This window comes from Arthrobacter sp. Leaf337 (assembly GCF_001423745.1).
Taxonomy (GTDB): Bacteria; Actinomycetota; Actinomycetes; order Actinomycetales; family Micrococcaceae; genus Arthrobacter.
In genome coordinates, this window is the sequence record NZ_LMPC01000006.1 from 43,408 (window position 1) to 60,443 (window position 17,036).

Here is a 17,036-nt window from a genome sequence, read left to right on the forward strand (position 1 = left end):
GCTCGGCCAACACGACCGCTTAGGCGACCGCCGCACCCACGGCGACCGCCGCCGTCGTACTTTCAGGGAAGGACTGCAGCACCTCCACCAGGTGCGGCGCGAAGTCACCGTCGAGCTCCAGCACCACCCGGCAGCGGGCGCCGGGCTGCTCCGGGTAGTCCATGTACAGGCCGCGGAGATCGCAGATGGTTTGGCCGCGGCCGGGGCCATCGGTGGTGTCGACGTCGACCGTCACCACCGGGGCCACCGCCGCACTGACGCCGCCCACCGCGAGGGCCGCGGCGAGGGGGTCGTGCATCGCCGAGCAGGCCCGGCCGAACTGGCTCTCGTAGAAGCGGAAGTAATAGCCCAGCATGTCGCCGAGTGCCTGCGGGACCGGATGGCGCGCGGCGAGCAGTTCCTGCCGGTGGCTTTCCTCGAGCACGTTGGACATGGTGACGTCCAGCGGCACCAGGGTCACGTCCCAATCCGCGGCGAGCACCTCCGCCGCAGCTTCGGGGTCGTTGGCGATGTTGGCCTCGGCCACGGCGGTGATGTTCCCCGGCGCGAACGCGGCGCCGCCCATGATGGTGATGTCCTGCACCAGGCGCGGCAGCTCGGGGTCCAGGCGCAGCGCTTCAGCGATGTTGGTGAGCGGTCCGACGGCCAGGATCCGCAGCTGTCCCGGGTGTTCGTGGGCGAGCCGGACCAGCATCTCGGCGGCGGTTCCGGGCACCAGTTCGGCGTCGGCCGCTTCCAGCGAGACTTCGCCGATTCCGTTGGTGCCGTGGACGTGCGGGGCGCCGCCGTGGAAGGAACCAACGAGCGGGTCGTGGGCGCCGAGCGCGACGGGGATGTGGGCGTGCCCGGCGAGCTGGAGCAGGTCCAGGGTGTTCCGGGCGCCGACGGCGGCACTGACGTTGCCGCTCACGGTCCCGATTCCCCGCACGTCCGCCTGCGGCGAGGCGAGCAGGTAGGCCAGGGCGAGGGCGTCGTCAATCCCGGTGTCGCAGTCGAGGTAGAACGGGTGGCTGGTGGGCGTGGTCATGCTGAGTTTCTCGTTTCGTTGGTGCTGGACGTGCTGATGGACGGGTGTGGGGTTAGAGCTTTTCGCCCTTGGGTGCCGCGACGAAGAGGCTGACCAGGAAGGCGGCCGCGGTGATGGCGACCGAGATCCAGAGGGCTGTGGTGTAGCCGGCGGAGGTGGCCTGGGCGGCGAAGGGTGCCACGAGCACGACGCCGAGGCTCGCGCCGATGCCGAAGGAGGCGCCGTTGATGCCGGGCAGGGCCGCAGGTGCTTCCTTGGGTGAGAGCAGGACGGAGAGTCCGTTGATGGCGGTGAGGAAGAGGCCGTTGTAGAAGATGCCGAGGGCGGCGACGGCGATCAGCACCGCCACCTGGTTGTCGGAGAACGTGGCCGCGGCGATGGCGCAGGCCAGGCTGAGCCCGGTTCCGGCCCGGAGGGTTTTGATCCAGCCGCGGCGGTCGGCGAGCCAGCCGGCGAGGGGTGCGGCGAAGACGCCGATCAGCGCGGCGGGGGTCAGGAACAGCAGCGCGGAGAGGGAGGCGCTGAGTCCGAAGCCGTGGTGGGTGTCCTGGCTGAGCAGCACCACGGTGAAGTTGATGATGGCGAAGATGCCGGCGAGGGTCAGGACCGTGGTGGCGATGACCGGCCAGACCTGGCGGGAGCGCAGGTGGTGGACGGCGATGAGCGGGTTGGTCCGTTTCTTCTCGATCATCCAGAAGGCGGCGAAGGATGCGACGGTGCCGGCCAGCAGGGCCAGGGTGCTCGGCGCGGTCCAGCCGGCGGCCGAGCCGCCGGAGACGAAGTAGGTGATGAATACCAGGAACACGGACAGGGATCCAGCGCCCCACCAGTCCATGGCACCGCGCACTCCCTGCGGCCGCCCCTTCGGGACGGTTTTGAGGATGCAGCCGGCGGCGATGGCCGTCAGGACGAGCACGACGACGAAGATGGACCGGAAGCCGAGGGTTTCGGCCATGAGGCCGCCAAAGTAGCCGTCAACGCCACCCACTCCCCCGTTGATGGCGGCGATGATGCCCACGGAGGTGCCGAAGACGCGGGCCTGCAGGTTTTCGCTGAGCACGATGTAGGCGAGCGCGAAGACGGCGCTGGAGACGCCCTGGAGGAACCTGCCGGCGATAAGAATCGGCAGCGTGGGGGCGGCGATGCAGAGGATGGTGCCCACGCCCATGATCCCTAGGACCAGGAGCAGGGCCGTGCGGCGGCCGATGAAGTCGCTCCAGCGTCCGATGACGGGCCCCGCGATGGCGCCGGCCAGGAAGAACATGGACTGAACGGGGGCTGCGCTGTCGGCACTCAGGCCAAAGGAGGCCGCGATCTGCGGCAGCGCCGGCGTGACCATGCTGGCGTTGAGCTGGAAGGACAGCACGCCGAGCAGCAGCGTGGAGATCAGCAGTGCCGCGCGGCGCCCGCCGATTTTTGTGTCATCTGCGACGGCGGCCGGCGGCGACGCCGCGACTGAGGTTGGGGTGTTCACATCAAACTCCTTTGTTCTGCAGGGTCGGTTCCTGCCCTTGGGATGTGAGTTGTTATACAACCATGTATGACGCACAAGTACAACCGTGCCGTACACTATTTCCTAATCCAGCCGCTTTGGCTTCACCGATAGGACTTTCCATGAGCACTCGACTTCCTGCCGTCACCGTCGTCGGCAGCATCAACCTCGACATCATCGCGACCGCGGATCGGATTCCCTCCCCGGGTGAGACCGTCGGCGGCGGCGTCCTCCAGCAGCAGCCAGGTGGCAAGGGAGCCAACCAGGCTGTGGCCGCTGCCCGTTTGGGCGCCAGCTCGAGGATGATCGGGGCGGTGGGCGATGACGCCTCCGGCCGCCTGATGCTGGAGTCACTTTCCGAAGCCGGCGTGGACACTGCTGATGTGGCAGTGCTCGACGGCGGCGCGACGGGTACCGCGCTGATCGTGGTGGACCGCGACGGCGAAAACCAGATCGTGGTCTGCCCGGGGGCGAACGCCGGATTCTCTTTGGAGGGCGTGGAGTTCTCTGCCGAGGAGACGGTGCTGTGCCAGCTCGAGGTCGGCCTACCCGTGGTGCTGGAGGCCGCCCGTCGGTCCGCCGGCTTCTTCGTCCTGAACGCCGCCCCGGCCATGGACCTGCCGGCAGAGTTGCTGGAGCGCTGCGACCTGGTGATCGTCAACGAGACCGAGTACGAGCTGATTCCGGCACTGGCAGAGGCGAAGCTCGTCGCGGTGACGTACGGGAAGGACGGGTCGGCGATGTTCGAGCGCGGGCGCCGGGTGGCTGAGGCTCCTGCCTCTGTAGTGACGGTGGCGAACACCATCGGGGCGGGCGACGCATTTTGCTCTGCCCTGGTGCTGGCGCTCCGGGCGAGGATCGACTACTCCACGGCGCTGGCCGTGGCTAACGCCGTGGGAGCGGATGCGGTGGGTGATCCCTCGTCGCAGCCGGCGCTGGCCCCGCTGGCCGAATACGTTGCCCGCGTAGCAGGAGCCGGGGTTGCTGCGCGGTGAATCTGGTTTTCAGGCCGGCAACGCCCGCCGATTATTCAGAGGTCCGGAGAATCACCCGCGAGGCGTATCTCCATGCCGGACATTTCACTGCCGACCACCCGTACATGAGCGTGCTGGACAACGTGGAACACCGTGCGGACCACGCTGAGTTGTGGGTCGGCGAAGCCTCCGGCGCGATGGTCGCGGCCGTGACCCTTACCTTCGCGGGGCAGCCGTACAGCGAGATCGCAGTGGAAAATGAGCTCGAATTCCGGATGCTCGCGGTCGATCCGACCGTTCAGGGCAACGGCGTTGGGCGTGCCGTTGTCCGCCAGGTGATCGAGCACGCCCAATCGCTGCCCGCTGTCCGGGCAATCAGCATCACGAGCGCGACGTTTATGGAACGGGCACATGTTCTCTACGAATCCCTGGGCTTCGAAAGGGTGCCGGAGCGGGACTGGCACGTGCCCGGCAAAGATGTGTTGCTCTGGGTGTTCCGGCTGGAGCTGTAAAGCCGACTCTCTCGGGTTGAGCCATCGTTACGGTCTTCTGAAATGTCGAACTACCACTTGGCCGTCACCACCGGCCTGGCCTCCGTGGAGGAACTGTCCGCACGGTTCGAGGTGACGGCCTCCACCATCCGCCGCGACCTGGCGCTGCTGAACGGGCAGGGCCGGCTGGCCCGCACCTACGGCGGCGCGATGGCATTGGGCGCGCACCCGGAGGCGTCGCTGCGGCAGCGCACGGGTGAGGCGTTTGAGCAGAAGCACGCGATCGCCCGCTGGGCGGCGTCCGTGATCCGGCCCGGGGAGAACATCCTGCTCGACGCCGGCTCCACCGTGGGTGCCCTGGCGCACGAGCTGCGCGGCTTCGAGAAGCTGTCCGTGACGACGCCTGGCATCAACACCATGCAGGAGCTGGCGGATTCGGAGGGCATCGAGGTGGACTGCCTGGGCGGCCGGCTGCGGAGCCTTTCGCAAAGTTTTGTGGGACCGACCATGCAGGAGCTGGCGGATTCGGAGGGCATCGAGGTGGACTGCCTGGGCGGCCGGCTGCGGAGCCTTTCGCAAAGTTTTGTGGGACCGCTGGCCGAGGCGGCGCTGGAGCGGATGAGCTTTGACCGCGTGTTCCTGGGCGCCGACGCCGTCACCGCCGAGGACGGCATCTGCGAGGCCGACCACGCCCAGACCCGACTCAAGGAACTCATGGCGCGGCGGGGGCGGTCCGTCTATGTTCTCGCTGACTCGCCCAAACTCGGCCTACGGCCTTTTCATGCGTGGGCGCGGCTGGCGTTGCCGTGGACCCTGGTGACGGACGACGGAGCCGACCCCGGGCAGGTGCGGAAGTTTCGGGATGCTGGGGTTGCGGTTGAGGTGACTGCGGTTGGGGTGAGCATTCCGGTCAGCTCGGGTCTACCCTGACTAACTAAGCGCTTCGAGGCCGTGCTGCGCCCAATAAGTAAGCTCATCACTTCTCTGACCAAGAGCGGGTAGGGCCCTTTCATCACTGTCACTCGCGCAGGCCTCCAGAATCACTACACAAATAATGCGCGGATGGTCATAAACGGCTTCCCCTCCAAGACATTCGACTTCCAGAAACGCTATTTCGCGCTGACTTCGGTGCGCTTTAGCGATGCGTCGATCAAACGTAGGGATTCAACAGCTGCGCCGTCCGCAGCAAACGGCAGAACAAACTATGCACGATGTTCGCCTTCAGCTAGCGTTCACCCACGCCTCCGTGGCGGTAGAGGCGCTACTTATTTCCGAAGATAGATAGATAGCACTCCGTGCACGCCACGGCAAGGTATGGATCAAGAATAATTGGTCGCGCCCTTGACTCATTTTGTAAGACGATTCTCACGTCTGTGATGCAAGATTCGATGTTACGCTCAGCGAGCAATTCGCATCTACACCAGAATTTGGGGGCAAAAATGAACACATTCTTTCGCCGCAATGAAGCGCGAAAGCCGGTCAATAGCGGCGTTGACAAGGGCTTCCGGACCTCGCCGCGCTCATGGATTACTCAGAAGCGAGCAGGTTGTGCCGCTGCAGCTGTCGTCCTAGTCGTGTCAGCCACGGCATGCGGAGGACAATCGGCCGCCTCATCCACAACGCCCCTTGCCAGCGAGTCCGCATCTCCGAGTGCCACTCCGACACTCAAACCAACTGCGCCGGCATCCTCCGGCTGCGTCACGGAAAACGCGACTGAAAAGTACGCGCCAAAGGTCTTCATCTGCACAAAGAGTGACGCCGGGAAGTTGCTTTGGATGGAGCAATCAGAATCAAAACGCGTAACTGACGCGCGGGCGGCAGCGGAGGCAGCGGCGAAGGTGGCTGCCGACAAGGCAGCTCAAGAAGCTGCGGCTAAGGCGGCCCAGGAGCAGGCCGCTGCGGAAACGGCCCGTCAACAGGCTGCGGCCGCGGAGACGGCGCGTCAGCAGCAGGCTGCCGCCGCGGCAGCTGCGGCGGCAGCCGCGAAAGCCCAGGTGCCCGTGCAGCCTGCCGCCCCGGCGGCTCCGTCCGGATGCGATCCAAACTATGCAGGGGGATGCGTGCCCGTTGCATCAGACGTAGATTGCGCGGGCGGGAGCGGCAACGGTCCCGCGTACGTTCGCGGACCTGTCACCGTCGTCGGATCCGACATCTATGGTCTCGACAATGATCGGGACGGCGTGGGTTGCGAGTAGTGACCTGCTAGTCCATCGGAAGCAGGTCCGTCGCCTATGGCTTCCCAATGCCGTAGGCGACGGGCCTGAATAACATCCGTCTGGGAAGTTTGAGCCTTACCCAACCGCGTTTGGGGGCTCTGTTATGCGGCCCGCAACGATGCCCGGGTGCAGTGGTGAGTCTCAAGGGGAAGACATGCTGGAACTGAAACGCATCTACTGGAGCCGCCAGGTTCTGCGATTGGCTTATGCGGCTGTGATTTTGTGGTTAGGCGCCTCCGTAGTCCTGGCGCTCATGCCTAAGACCAACCGAGCGGCCGGCCCGGTGGCCTCGTCGGCCGCCGAGGTACTCCGCGGAATGTTCGACGACGTCCTGGCAGCGCTCATGGCACCGGGCCTTTTTGTTATTGTCCTGACAATTACAGCGGCCATCATCGGCGCTCGCGACGTCCGACGCCGCGATCCGGTCCGTCGCTTCACGCGCCAACAGCGCCGCGATGGCATGGCGCGTGCTGACGGCCAATGTGAGATGGAAGTGGGGTTCCGCCGGCGTTGTTCCCGGCCCGCCGAGCACGGCGACCATTTCTACCCCTGGTCCAAAGGCGGCTCCACGAGCCTGCAGAATTTCGTCGCCGCCTGCGCGAGGTGCAACCGCGCGAAGAGCGCCAGGATCCCCTCGCCTGGCCAGCAGGAAAGGATGGAACGACGACGGCGGGAGTACGTCACGCAAGAACGTTCCGTCAGCGTCGGTGAACGGCAGCCGCTCCCCTAGCCGGCCGTCCATGCCAAACAAGCCCCTCTTGTCCGCGTTCAGGGATAGGGCCCGACAACTGTTGAATTCTGAGGCAAATTCAAAAGCTCGGCATCATCTCTAACAGTGCCGGGCCTTCTCGTTTTCCCGCCTGACGCGCTGGTCGCCGTTAGGAACCATCCCCCCGAGGAATGAATTTGCGCAGGTATTCGCGGAGTTCTTTATCATGCACGTAGACGTACGTCCCATTCATGCCCCTCGTCATTAAGACGGCGTAGATATTGGTGATGTATCTGAGCAGGTCATTGTCGGTGTACACCAACCCCAGCTTGGGATTGTTCTCCTTACCTTTCTTGTCGTGGTAGCCAACTCGATTAACAACGATAGACTGAGTCCCCGGATCAAAGCGAAGATCAGGCCCGATAATGACGCCTGCATAGTTTAGATCGTATCCCTGGACTGTATGAATAGAGCCAACCTCCTCTACCGAATTAGTGGAATTAATCCAATCAGTTTGAGTCTTGTTCCAGCGAAGACGATATCCGTCGATTTCGATGTCAAAAGCATTGGGATCGGTTTTCGTCCTCCATGGCCAAGCAAAGCCTGCGACAAGTCGCGCTAGCTGCACTTCTGATTCTCGCCTACGTATGGCGTCGTGCATATCCCTGACATTATCAAAGAATCTAAAATCGTAATTATCAACGGGCGCTTGAACCGGAGGCTTTGATGACAAAATTCCACGAATATACTTTATGTAATCCGTTCCGCCCTGGACGCGCATCTGCGAATGCAAACGATAATACTTTTTCTCAGCTTGCGAAGTTAATATGAGGGAATGAACCAACTCCCTCGGCAGGTCCGCGGGCCTAACGCTCTGTTCGGCATCCACCAGCAAGATCTGGTGCTTGCTGCTCTCACGAACCCAGTCCAGCTGAGTGATTGAAAGGTCATCTATGCCAAATAAGGCTTCGGTGATCTCGCGATATTTCTTGTTCTGAGGACCGGAGGGCTGGTTTGCGCGTTGGCTAAGCCTGTGCGCCTCGTCCACTATCAGCAGATCGTAGGGGTCTTCAGAGGGTGAAAGGTCAAACGGGCTCAGGACCATGTCGGGCTGGAGAGAAGGCGTCTTATTGAAAACCTTTTTGATGGTTGAACGTAACGACTGCTGCGGGACGACTAGGCCAATTTTAAGATCGGCAATGAGATCACGATTTCCTTCTACAAAGTAGTCCGCAAAAATTGAATCACTATCAAAGTTTTCACCTTCTTGAGAAAGCTGAATGTCTCTCAGCAGTTTCATTAGGTATACTGCAATGATTGTTTTCCCGGTGCCAGGGTCGCCCTGAATGACGCTTGTACTTGGTTCTCTACGCTCAACATCGTCGAGAAGACCGTCCAAAATGTCTCCAACAGCGCCCGCCTGATCGTGATTAAGAGCCTTAAATGGTGAAAACTTAAAGAGATCACTGTTTTCAATTTCTGGAATTGAGCGTTCAAACATTCCTTCTGCGCGCAGTTCGTCAAATATTTGGTTGAAAGAGCTTGTGTACTTATCTCGGTCGTAGTAGTCCGAGTCGCTGATCCCCGCATTTCCATTCAGCACCTGATAGCGGCCCTCGCCAGCGAAGAGCCTAATCAGGAATGACTCCAAGTCCAGGCAGGCGGATTTGTGAAAAGTATCATCTATGACAAGGTGCATTCTGTGCAAGCCGCTCTTTTCAGGCGATTTCAAATGCTGCCTCATGCGAGAAGATACGCTTCTCGACTCACCTACATACACGTCTCTTGAGTCATTTAGCGTGTATACGACCGGCCAGTTAGTGAAGCGATCGCCACTGCGACCCAATAGCTCAATGTCTTGAGGCGAAAAACTCCGTCGTTCAATCCTAAAGCTCGTCATACTTCGAACTCCGCCCACGGGCCTTTTCAACCGGGTATTTCGTCCGAGTCTCTTTGAGTTTCTCGGTCACGATCGTGTCAGGGTCGAGGCCTAGACGATCGGCCAAGAGGTAAGCATAAGTTAAGACGTCGGCAAGTTCCGACTGCACCCGCAGTGGATCCGCATCCTCACTCCACTGGAAGCATTCCAAGAGTTCGGCCGCCTCAATTGAGATGGATTTTGCTAAGTTGGAGCTGCTGTGGAACTGACCCCACTCCCGCTCCGAAACGAACTCGCGAAGCAACTGCACCACAGTTTTGTCAGACATTATTTCACCGTAACATGCAGCCAAATGGAACATGTGCGAACAACCATTTTTGTTCAATCGCTGATAGCAATCCCTAGGGAAAAGTGGCGATCCTCGGTGATTTCCAGCACGGGGAGTCGGTGCCGTACCGTCACAACGAGTAGCTTCCAAAGCGCGAAGTGCCATTCCCCGGCTTCGAGCTCTGTGGAATTTGAGAACTTCTGAAGTCCTTTGTGGCCGCTTAGAAGACGAAATGAAATTGGCCTGGCTTCAGTACAGGACTACTGCGCCACCGCAGCAGCCGTCGCGTACACGTCAGCTGGCATCGGCCGGTGCAGCTTCCAGGTAATCGCAATCGGCTTCTCCCCCGTGTGCTGCACGTAATCCACCTGTCCAAGGCACGTGTAGGGAACAGTCAAGCCGGTCTCGTCGTCCGCCGAATCCCTAGTGAAGATCAGAATGTTCGAACCATGCGAACCCCGGTCTAGATACCGCCTCCCTGTCGGACTGCCCGGTGACGTCGCATTCTGTGATTCCCAATGGAACAGTTCCGGGCTGATGGCGTAGTCCTTGTACATCGTGGTCGCCGAGTGCTTCTTGTCATCCTTGTTGAGGGTGACGAAGAAGGCGTCGGTGGATGTTGACTGGCACCAGGCCACGCCCTCGCGATGCTGCACGTTCTTGCCCAGCTCCAAGGATCCATACTGAAGAGCGGCCAGAACTTCTTCTCGCCGATAAGTCGCGTGCGACAGCAGAGGAACGTGCTGCAGCCCCGTTCCGAGCCCCTTGGCAGCGTGCTTGGATGCTACGACTCCAAGCTTCACGATCTGGCGGATCTCGCTGCACACAAACTGATATCCGCGCAGATAGTCCAGGCCGGCGTCGTACGTCTGAAAACCGCCGCCGTCGTCCCACAGCGTGAAGAACAGCATCCGGGCGAAAGTCTGCTCGCGCATTCCGAGCTCCGCGTAGCGGGGCGCACCGGGGCCGACCAGCATCGAGTAGGCCTCGGCGCGTTCCAGGTCGTCCACATGGATGAGAGCAGCCATGCGGCCCAGGAGCTTCTTCTCGTCGGCATCCGAGAGCTCCTCGATCCTCCCGCTAAGAGCCGCCTCCAGCGGCGAGAACCCTTCAATCAACCCCGCCTGTCGAAGGTAGCCGGTCCAGGAATCCCTGGTCGAACGATAGATCGACTTCACGTCGTTCCCGGACTGCTCCAGATAGGCCTCCAGCTCCGTCTCGGCGTACGAAGCGATGTCCCGGACCAGCTCCCGCCGGTTTAGCAACTGTGCTCTGATGTTCTTCAGCACCACCTTTTGCGCCACCCGGTCCAGCACGATCTGCGAGCCCGAGGGCAGATACGGGAACTCATCCTCGACCGCTTTCTCCAACTCCTTGCGCCCGTAGCCGGTGAGTGCCCGGTACCGCAGATCGAAGCGGAATTCTCGGCGCTGCTGGCCGATGAAGTCCATGACCGTCAGCACTGCCTTGCCCTCGGCACGGCGCAGGCCGCGCCCCAGCTGCTGGAGGAAGATCGTGGCGCTCTGCGTGGGTCGGAGCAGCAGGATGGTGTCCACCTGCGGCAGGTCCAGGCCTTCGTTGAAGAGGTCGACAGCGAAGATGCAGTTGATCTCCCGAGTGCGGAGCCGATCCAGCGCCGCAGCGCGGTCGGCGTCGTCGGTGCTCCCGTCGACGGCAACCGAGGCGATGCCGGCGCGGTTGAAGACGTCGGCCATGTAGTGGGCGTGCTGGACCGAGACGCAGAAGCCGAGGGCGCGCATCTGTTCGGTGCTGGTGACCTTGTCGCGCAGTTCGCGGATCACCTTGGCGGCGCGGGCGTCGTTGCCGGTGTAGAGGTTGTTCAGCTGCGCGGTGTCATAATTGCCGCGCTTCCATTCCAGCTGGCTCAGGTCGACGTCGTCCGAGACGCCGAAGTAGTGGAACGGCACCAGGAGGTCGGCGTCCAGGGCGTCCCAGAGGCGCAGTTCGCTGGCGGTGCGACCGTCGAAGAACTGCTTGGCGACGTCGACGCCGTCGCCGCGTTCCGGCGTCGCGGTCAGTCCGAGGAGCTGCTGCGGCTGCAGGTGGTCCAGCAGCCGGCGGTAGGTGGGCGCCATGGCGTGGTGGAATTCATCGATGACCACGACGTCGAAGAAGTCCGCCTCCAGCTGTTCGATGCCCAGTGAGGACAACGACTGGACAGAAGCGAAGATGTGCTTCCAACGCTGAGGTTTGTGCTCTCCGACGTAGAGTTCGCCGAAGGCGCCGTCCTGCATGACGTCACGGTAGGTGCGCATCGCCTGTTTCAGGATTTCCTGCCGGTGGGCGACGAAGAGCAGCTTCAGATCGCGGCCGGCAGCCTCGCACAGGCGCTTGTAGTCCAGGGCAGAAATGACGGTCTTGCCGGTGCCGGTGGCCGCGACCACGAGGTTGTGGTCGAAGCCCTTGAGACGCTCGGCTTCCAAATCTTCGAGCATCTCCTCCTGGTGGAGGAACGGCTGGACTTCGAGCCCGGTGGCCGCGCCCGGGACTGCCGTGCGCCGGCCGCCGTTGCGCTCTAATGCTGCGTCCAGCTTTTCGCCGTCGCGGTCCGGGTCGTAGCTTTGGAAGGCTCGCTGCTCCCAGTAGCTGTCAAAGGTGACCTCGAACTTCTGCAGCAGCGTAGGTGTGCCGACCGAGCTGAGCCGTACGTTCCACTCGAGGCCGTCCAGCAGGGCCGCCTGGCTGAGGTTGGAACTGCCGACGTAGGCGGTGTCAAAGCCGGAATTACGGCGGAACAACCAGGCCTTGGCGTGCAGGCGCGTTGCCTGGGTTTCGTAGTTGATCTTCACTTCGGCGCCATAGCGGTTGACGAGCTCGTCGATGGCGCGGCGTTCAGTGGCGCCCATGTACGTGGTAGTAAGGACTCTCAGCCGGGCTCCCCGCTCCTTGAGTTCTTCAAGGGCCGGCTGGAGAAGGCGGAGTCCGGTCCAGCGGACGAAAGCACAGAGCAAGTCGACCGTGTTGGCAGATTCAATCTCGGCCCGAAGCTCGGCTGCGAGGTTTGGATCGTCCTTGCTGTTGGTGAGTAGCGCGGAATCACTAAGTTTGGTTGTGGGGCGGCGCAGTTGTCGGCGCTTTAGGGTATCCGGACGGTGGAGTGACTGGAGTTGGGTGGGGCCGGGTGCGATTCGGTCGCTATGATTCAGCTCTTGTAAAAGACGGTTTGCTAGAGCGACCCTGTCTGCTGGCTTGGCTGTGGCGAGGGCCCTGCGAACGGCGTCGGCGACGTAGCGAGAGAGGATGTCTGGGGTGTCTTCATCTTCTATGTCCTGGAAGATCGGCCGCGCTTCCAAGTCGGTGGTCAGTAGATTGCCAAGTACATCGGTGTTGAGAAGTTCATACAATCCTTCGGGCAGCCGATCCGCTGCTCCTCCCCCAATGAATTTAGTCACTGCGTCAGGGTATGGGGCAGAACCGACATCCGCCAGTCTTGGCCCAGAATGTCCGGGCATGTCTATATGGTCGTCGACGGTGGGCGCTCTGAGCTGCTGAGCGCGGTCACCGCGAGGGGCGCACAGGTTCGCCACCTTCCTCCAAGGGCCGACGTTAGTGCGACCTACCACCGTCGCGGACCACCCTTATCCCGAACGAGTGTCTAGACCGAGAGGACGTCGCGCTAGTTGAACCGGCGACCTGTCGTCTCCTGCGAAATCCGTCCCCCAAAGCACCACCGCCACGACCGGGCACTAGTCCGCGGGGCCATCCAGAAGCTCGTTCGCATCGGAAACGGCAACCGAACACGGCACGAGGTAATAGGATTTCAGCAAAGAAGGGCGTACTCGACCTCGAATAGATGCACGCGTGATAGACCACTTGACGTTTCAGTGGCGTAGCTCGCCGAACCCGGAAACAAGATGGAAGTAGGCGTGTCGGCGCATTCCGCTAAGTAATATAGAGCAAACCCTAAGACCTGGGTCTTTGGTCCCACAGGGCTGAGGTAGATATTGCGCGTGGGACTACCGGAGCGAATCCTCGTAATCTGTTGACTGAGAATCTCAGCGGTGGTGTAAGGATCATCCGCTGGGGCGTATAGTGCCGTCTTGTGGCTGCCATAGTTGTGTATTGATTCTCTCGCCTCGGCAACTCTGAGCTGACTCTCTTGATACATATGTGGCTGAAGACCTGGCAACCCAAACAAGACAAAATGTTCAGCCGAACGCTGGTATTCCGCCACTGCTCTAATTAGACGAGAGTCGTATCCAGCCCCAATAATGAGTGCATCAGTTGCATCAAGATTAGGCTCATGAATTCCCTCGAAGCCAGGGATCGATTCAACGGGATAAAGCGCACCGGTTGAGAAGGTCGTGCGGAATCCTGCCGAATAGGTAAATGGATCCGAATAGATGTAGGTAACGGTTTCGAACCCAAGTTCACGGAATAGAAATGCCATCGTAAGAACGAACGGACGGAGAAGTCCCGTGATATCCACTCCAACCGTGATGGTTCGGTCTTCTTCAGACAAACCAATGTCCCGTATGATTCGACGCAAGGCATCCAGCGGTATTTCGTCTTTAGCCACTCGAAAGACCGCACAGTCGTCACCTTCTAAGGGGTTCAGATCACCGTACTCAGGATGAATGATCCAGATCTTCCTGGCCGCACGGACGTCAGTAAAAACCCTGTTTACGCGTTCTGATTCATTGTATGCAGACAGAAATACATCAAAATTCACCGCGCTACTAATCTCATTCGGCAAAAGCACGCGACGCCGTAGCATCGAATAGTCAGTCGAGGTCAAAAAGCGCCTCCATTGTGTGCGAGTAAGCGCCAAAGGGGGCAATTAATGATGCGAGTCGCTTTTCAACTATTGTTGAATAGTTTTCTTCAGTTGAGCCGACTGCAAAGAATGCATCAATTTCGTCTGACTTGAAAGCGATAGTGCCCTTTCTTCGCGTGGGAAGTCCATAAAGCGGCGCGATCATTGGGTGAAGCTGGTATTTCTTATGCCGCGAGCCAGAGTCTCTCGCTATACGCCCACCCGGTACTTCCAAAAGGAGCCCGTGGGTCGTGGCTGCCTCCAGACAGTCGCGAGCCGAACGGGATACGTTATGAAGGTCTGTAGAGAAAGCAACAGCTCCTGGCTCAGCAGGTTTGTCCGAGTACCTATACCTGTTCATGAATGTCCCAAGCCTTCGTATTGCGATCTCACACTGGTCCCCCATCGGACCCACGGGCAGGGAGTCGACGCTGTACCAGTTTGCTGCGTCAAGTACCGCTTTGGTTTGAACGTCGATGGAGATGGCTTGACCTGCCTGGAAGGGTCGCCCCCCAGAAAAACTGTCCCGCCGGTACACGTGCTTCAAGACAACTAGAAAACTTCGAGGAAGGTACGTCGACATCTCGATGAACTGTTCAAATCCGTAATAGGGGAGCGCCTCCGAGGCTTCGGCGTGGACCTGAGCAATCATGTCGGACCGCCAACGCTTGAGATACTCCTCAGACTCCTTTGAGGATCTCCCAGACAGAAGATCCCGCCTTAGCCTTATCGCACCCGCGAGCGTCGTCGAGTCCAACTTCCGAGCCCGGCTCCAATCTTGGTAGAACCGCAAGATTGACAGCTTCTCAACCAAAGGTGAATTGGCGCAGGAGATTTCCGCGGAGAATTCATGCGCCAACTCACTATTGCCTGTGGCCTTCGTGACGCTATTCACTAGCCGCGCCAGATGAGGACGTTCTTCTGGGGAGTACTTCTTCAATATCGAAAGCAGGGGACGATGCGCTAGCGCTTCAGCATCCCACTTCTCGAACGCCTTTTGAAGCCTTGCTTCATCCCAATTTTGGTTCTCCAAATTGAGGCGACCCTTCACGAGTGAAACGCAAAAATTAGAGTATGCCGCGTTACGAGCCCGGTAGGCCTCCTCCAATTCAATCCACTCGTACTCGCTGCCCCTTTTATTTTCCTCGTCGGCGCTCAACGTTAACTGTGTGCGAACACCCCAGGCGCGCGATCCGACAAGGAACGTTACGGGGAGTTGCTTCTCACGGATGAGCGTGTTTACGTACATCTGTTGATCAATATTGAGGTTCTCATATTCGTCTATCAAGAACGTAATGACCACATTCTCCAGGCCGGTCAGTGACTGAGATACCGCCCGGGCCACTCCGAAAATCATTTCGCCAGGATTTGAGGTAATTTCAACCTGAATTTCCCCCTTGACTGCAGCATTGTTAACCTGCACGTCGACGGATCTCCTCAACTTGGCAACCAAGGCAAGCATGCCTGGAATATCAGTAACAGGCACCGAATTGGATAAAGTTGATCCTTCAATTACCTGAGATACCGCTCCGGAGAAGATTTGCTCGGCATGCTTGTCCCAACACGCATCTCGAGATTGAATATCGGCAAGAACGTGCAGCAACTGCTCCGTCACCCATAGATCCATGTAGTAACTGAAGACGCCTTGCCACACTTCCTTGCTGAGGCCTCGCCCGCTGAATCGACTCCCGCTGAGTCCGGAGCATCGGAAATAGACGCCCACATAACCGTCGGCCATGATCTGCTGGAGGACCGACGAGCCACGTTCGCGCTGAAGTGAGTAGGAAAGATGACGCATCAAATGTGTACGGCCACCACCCTTTCCTCCAACGAGAAACTGGGTCATAGGACTCTTTGGGTTGGCAACGCTTCCGGTCGGCCAAGGAACGAACGTCTCAGCGATCTGCGCGTCGGTAAAGTCGACAGCCTTCGTTACTTCAAAGGGGTTTGATTCCATGTTTATACCTTCTGATAGCGCGGAAAGAGCGCCTGCCAGTGCGGTCCAAGCTCATCCATCCAAAAAATTGGCAAGGTGTTGTTCGGTATATTGTGGTGAAAGCCGAGTAACATCTGGCCGTTCCTGTATCCCAGCCCATGCCCCGTTAGGACTTTCTCACCATAATGTCTAGCGAATGTCTCCAAATCATCAAGGGAAATATCATTCGCTAGATTCGCCAGTAAGCGCGAGGTTCCAGAGAAAGCGGACTCGGACTCATCTAAGATATGGACTGCATTCACCTCGTCAAAAAGACCATTTCGCGCAACATCCAATCCTCCTTGTTTCGCGAAAAGAACATAATAATGAATTGAAAGGTCGCGGCCCTCATGGTTCGCCGCTTCACGATATTTCGATAGTATTTTTTCGGAGTACTCAAGCGCCTGTTTGCCAGAACCTAGAACGTCGTCAATGAATATCAGTCGATCAAGGTCAGGAATATCAATTGCGGGAACATCTTGTCTTGGTGCTGCCCGCAGAACTTCATGCTGATGCACAAACAAGTTTTTCGGAAGCCTGTTTTCTTGACGAAAATAGTAAAGCAGATGGGCGCCGCTTTCAGAGGGGTTGCCCATTCCAAGAAACCGAGTGCGAGCCCGGGCCAATTGAAAGGCTGCGTTTACGTCATTGGCATCTGTTGTTCCGCCCCTGTCGGTGCGAATTGACTGAATTAGTGGATACCGGAAAAGATCACGGTATAGTGAGCGAAGCATCACTCGCAGCTCGCGATCCCCAAAATAAGTAAAGTGTGCAAGAAGGACTATTGCAAAAATTCGCTCACGTTGGACAGAAAAAACATCTCCGCTGAAATTCGCTAACCAGGCTTCAATGTCGGGGCGATGGATACGGTTTTCCCAAACACCTTCACTCAAAATCATGATTCGGTCTAGAAGGTCGTCCTCAAAGCTATTGTGGCCGGTCATACTTCATCGTCCCCCGTGCAAATGTTCTCAATGCCCAACGTCCCTCAAAAAAGCTTCATGCCCGGCTACTGACGCGAGACCGCGCTCATGAAGCAATGCGTGAACATGTTCGCAGTCTTATGGCAGCATCACGCTCTCGAACGTTCGCCGACTATGGAACATCGTTGACCCAGGGAATGTCCGCTCGGTTTGTTCGGATGCGAAGTCCCAATCGACTCATCGTA

Annotated in this window: 13 protein-coding genes; 5 read left to right on the plus strand and 8 right to left on the minus strand. The window is 59.3% G+C overall.

Features of this window, described 5'->3' with window-relative positions; translation table 11 throughout:
• Positions 1–19: 19 nt before the first annotated feature.
• Complete coding sequence (locus ASF98_RS06470) at positions 20–1,027, minus strand: nucleoside hydrolase (protein ID WP_055799159.1); 1,008 nt, start codon at positions 1,025–1,027, stop codon at positions 20–22.
• 52 nt (positions 1,028–1,079) lie between these two features.
• A complete protein-coding gene (locus ASF98_RS06475; RefSeq protein WP_055799162.1) occupies positions 1,080–2,501 on the minus strand; it encodes an MFS transporter in 1,422 nt (473 codons plus the stop codon).
• A gap of 140 nt (positions 2,502–2,641) precedes the next feature.
• Here ASF98_RS06475 and ASF98_RS06480 point away from each other — a divergent pair, with 140 nt between their 5' ends.
• The 5 genes from ASF98_RS06480 (at position 2,642) to ASF98_RS06495 (ending at position 6,930) form a co-directional block, all read left to right on the plus strand.
• Positions 2,642–3,514, plus strand: coding sequence for a ribokinase (locus tag ASF98_RS06480; RefSeq protein WP_055799164.1), 873 nt, complete (start codon positions 2,642–2,644; stop codon positions 3,512–3,514).
• Positions 3,515–3,618: 104 nt separating this feature from the next.
• Positions 3,619–4,005, plus strand: coding sequence for a GNAT family N-acetyltransferase (locus tag ASF98_RS06485; RefSeq protein WP_326949414.1), 387 nt, complete (start codon positions 3,619–3,621; stop codon positions 4,003–4,005).
• A gap of 42 nt (positions 4,006–4,047) precedes the next feature.
• Positions 4,048–4,914: a DeoR/GlpR family DNA-binding transcription regulator gene (locus ASF98_RS06490; protein WP_055799168.1), complete on the plus strand. Its 867-nt coding sequence runs from the start codon at positions 4,048–4,050 to the stop codon at positions 4,912–4,914.
• Positions 4,915–5,759: 845 nt separating this feature from the next.
• Positions 5,760–6,179: a hypothetical protein gene (locus ASF98_RS24685; protein ID WP_235505633.1), complete on the plus strand. Its 420-nt coding sequence runs from the start codon at positions 5,760–5,762 to the stop codon at positions 6,177–6,179.
• Positions 6,180–6,354: 175 nt separating this feature from the next.
• A complete protein-coding gene (locus ASF98_RS06495; RefSeq protein WP_055799172.1) occupies positions 6,355–6,930 on the plus strand; it encodes an HNH endonuclease in 576 nt (191 codons plus the stop codon).
• Between the two features lie 148 nt (positions 6,931–7,078).
• Here ASF98_RS06495 and ASF98_RS06500 read toward each other — a convergent pair whose 3' ends face one another.
• The 6 genes from ASF98_RS06500 to ASF98_RS24070 form a co-directional block, all read right to left on the minus strand.
• Entirely contained in the window at positions 7,079–8,653 is a 1,575-nt protein-coding gene (locus ASF98_RS06500) for a DNA/RNA helicase domain-containing protein (RefSeq protein WP_235505635.1), read from the minus strand.
• 142 nt (positions 8,654–8,795) lie between these two features.
• The gene (locus ASF98_RS06505; protein ID WP_055799457.1) at positions 8,796–9,116 is read right to left on the minus strand and encodes a nucleotide pyrophosphohydrolase; all 321 of its coding nucleotides are present in this window, start codon (positions 9,114–9,116) and stop codon (positions 8,796–8,798) included.
• A gap of 260 nt (positions 9,117–9,376) precedes the next feature.
• Positions 9,377–12,493, minus strand: a complete 3,117-nt coding sequence (locus ASF98_RS06510) for a DUF3427 domain-containing protein (RefSeq protein WP_268760420.1) — start codon at positions 12,491–12,493, stop codon at positions 9,377–9,379.
• A 404-nt stretch (positions 12,494–12,897) separates the two neighbouring features.
• Positions 12,898–13,875: a hypothetical protein gene (locus ASF98_RS24065; RefSeq protein WP_156372318.1), complete on the minus strand. Its 978-nt coding sequence runs from the start codon at positions 13,873–13,875 to the stop codon at positions 12,898–12,900.
• Positions 13,862–15,850 (minus strand): ORC-CDC6 family AAA ATPase, encoded by a 1,989-nt coding sequence (locus tag ASF98_RS06515; protein WP_055799183.1) that lies wholly within the window; start codon positions 15,848–15,850, stop codon positions 13,862–13,864. The genes ASF98_RS24065 and ASF98_RS06515 overlap by 14 nt, the downstream gene beginning before the upstream one ends.
• Before the next feature lie 2 nt (positions 15,851–15,852).
• Positions 15,853–16,812, minus strand: coding sequence for a phosphoribosyltransferase-like protein (locus ASF98_RS24070; RefSeq protein WP_156372319.1), 960 nt, complete (start codon positions 16,810–16,812; stop codon positions 15,853–15,855).
• Between the last annotated feature and the right edge of the window lie 224 nt (positions 16,813–17,036).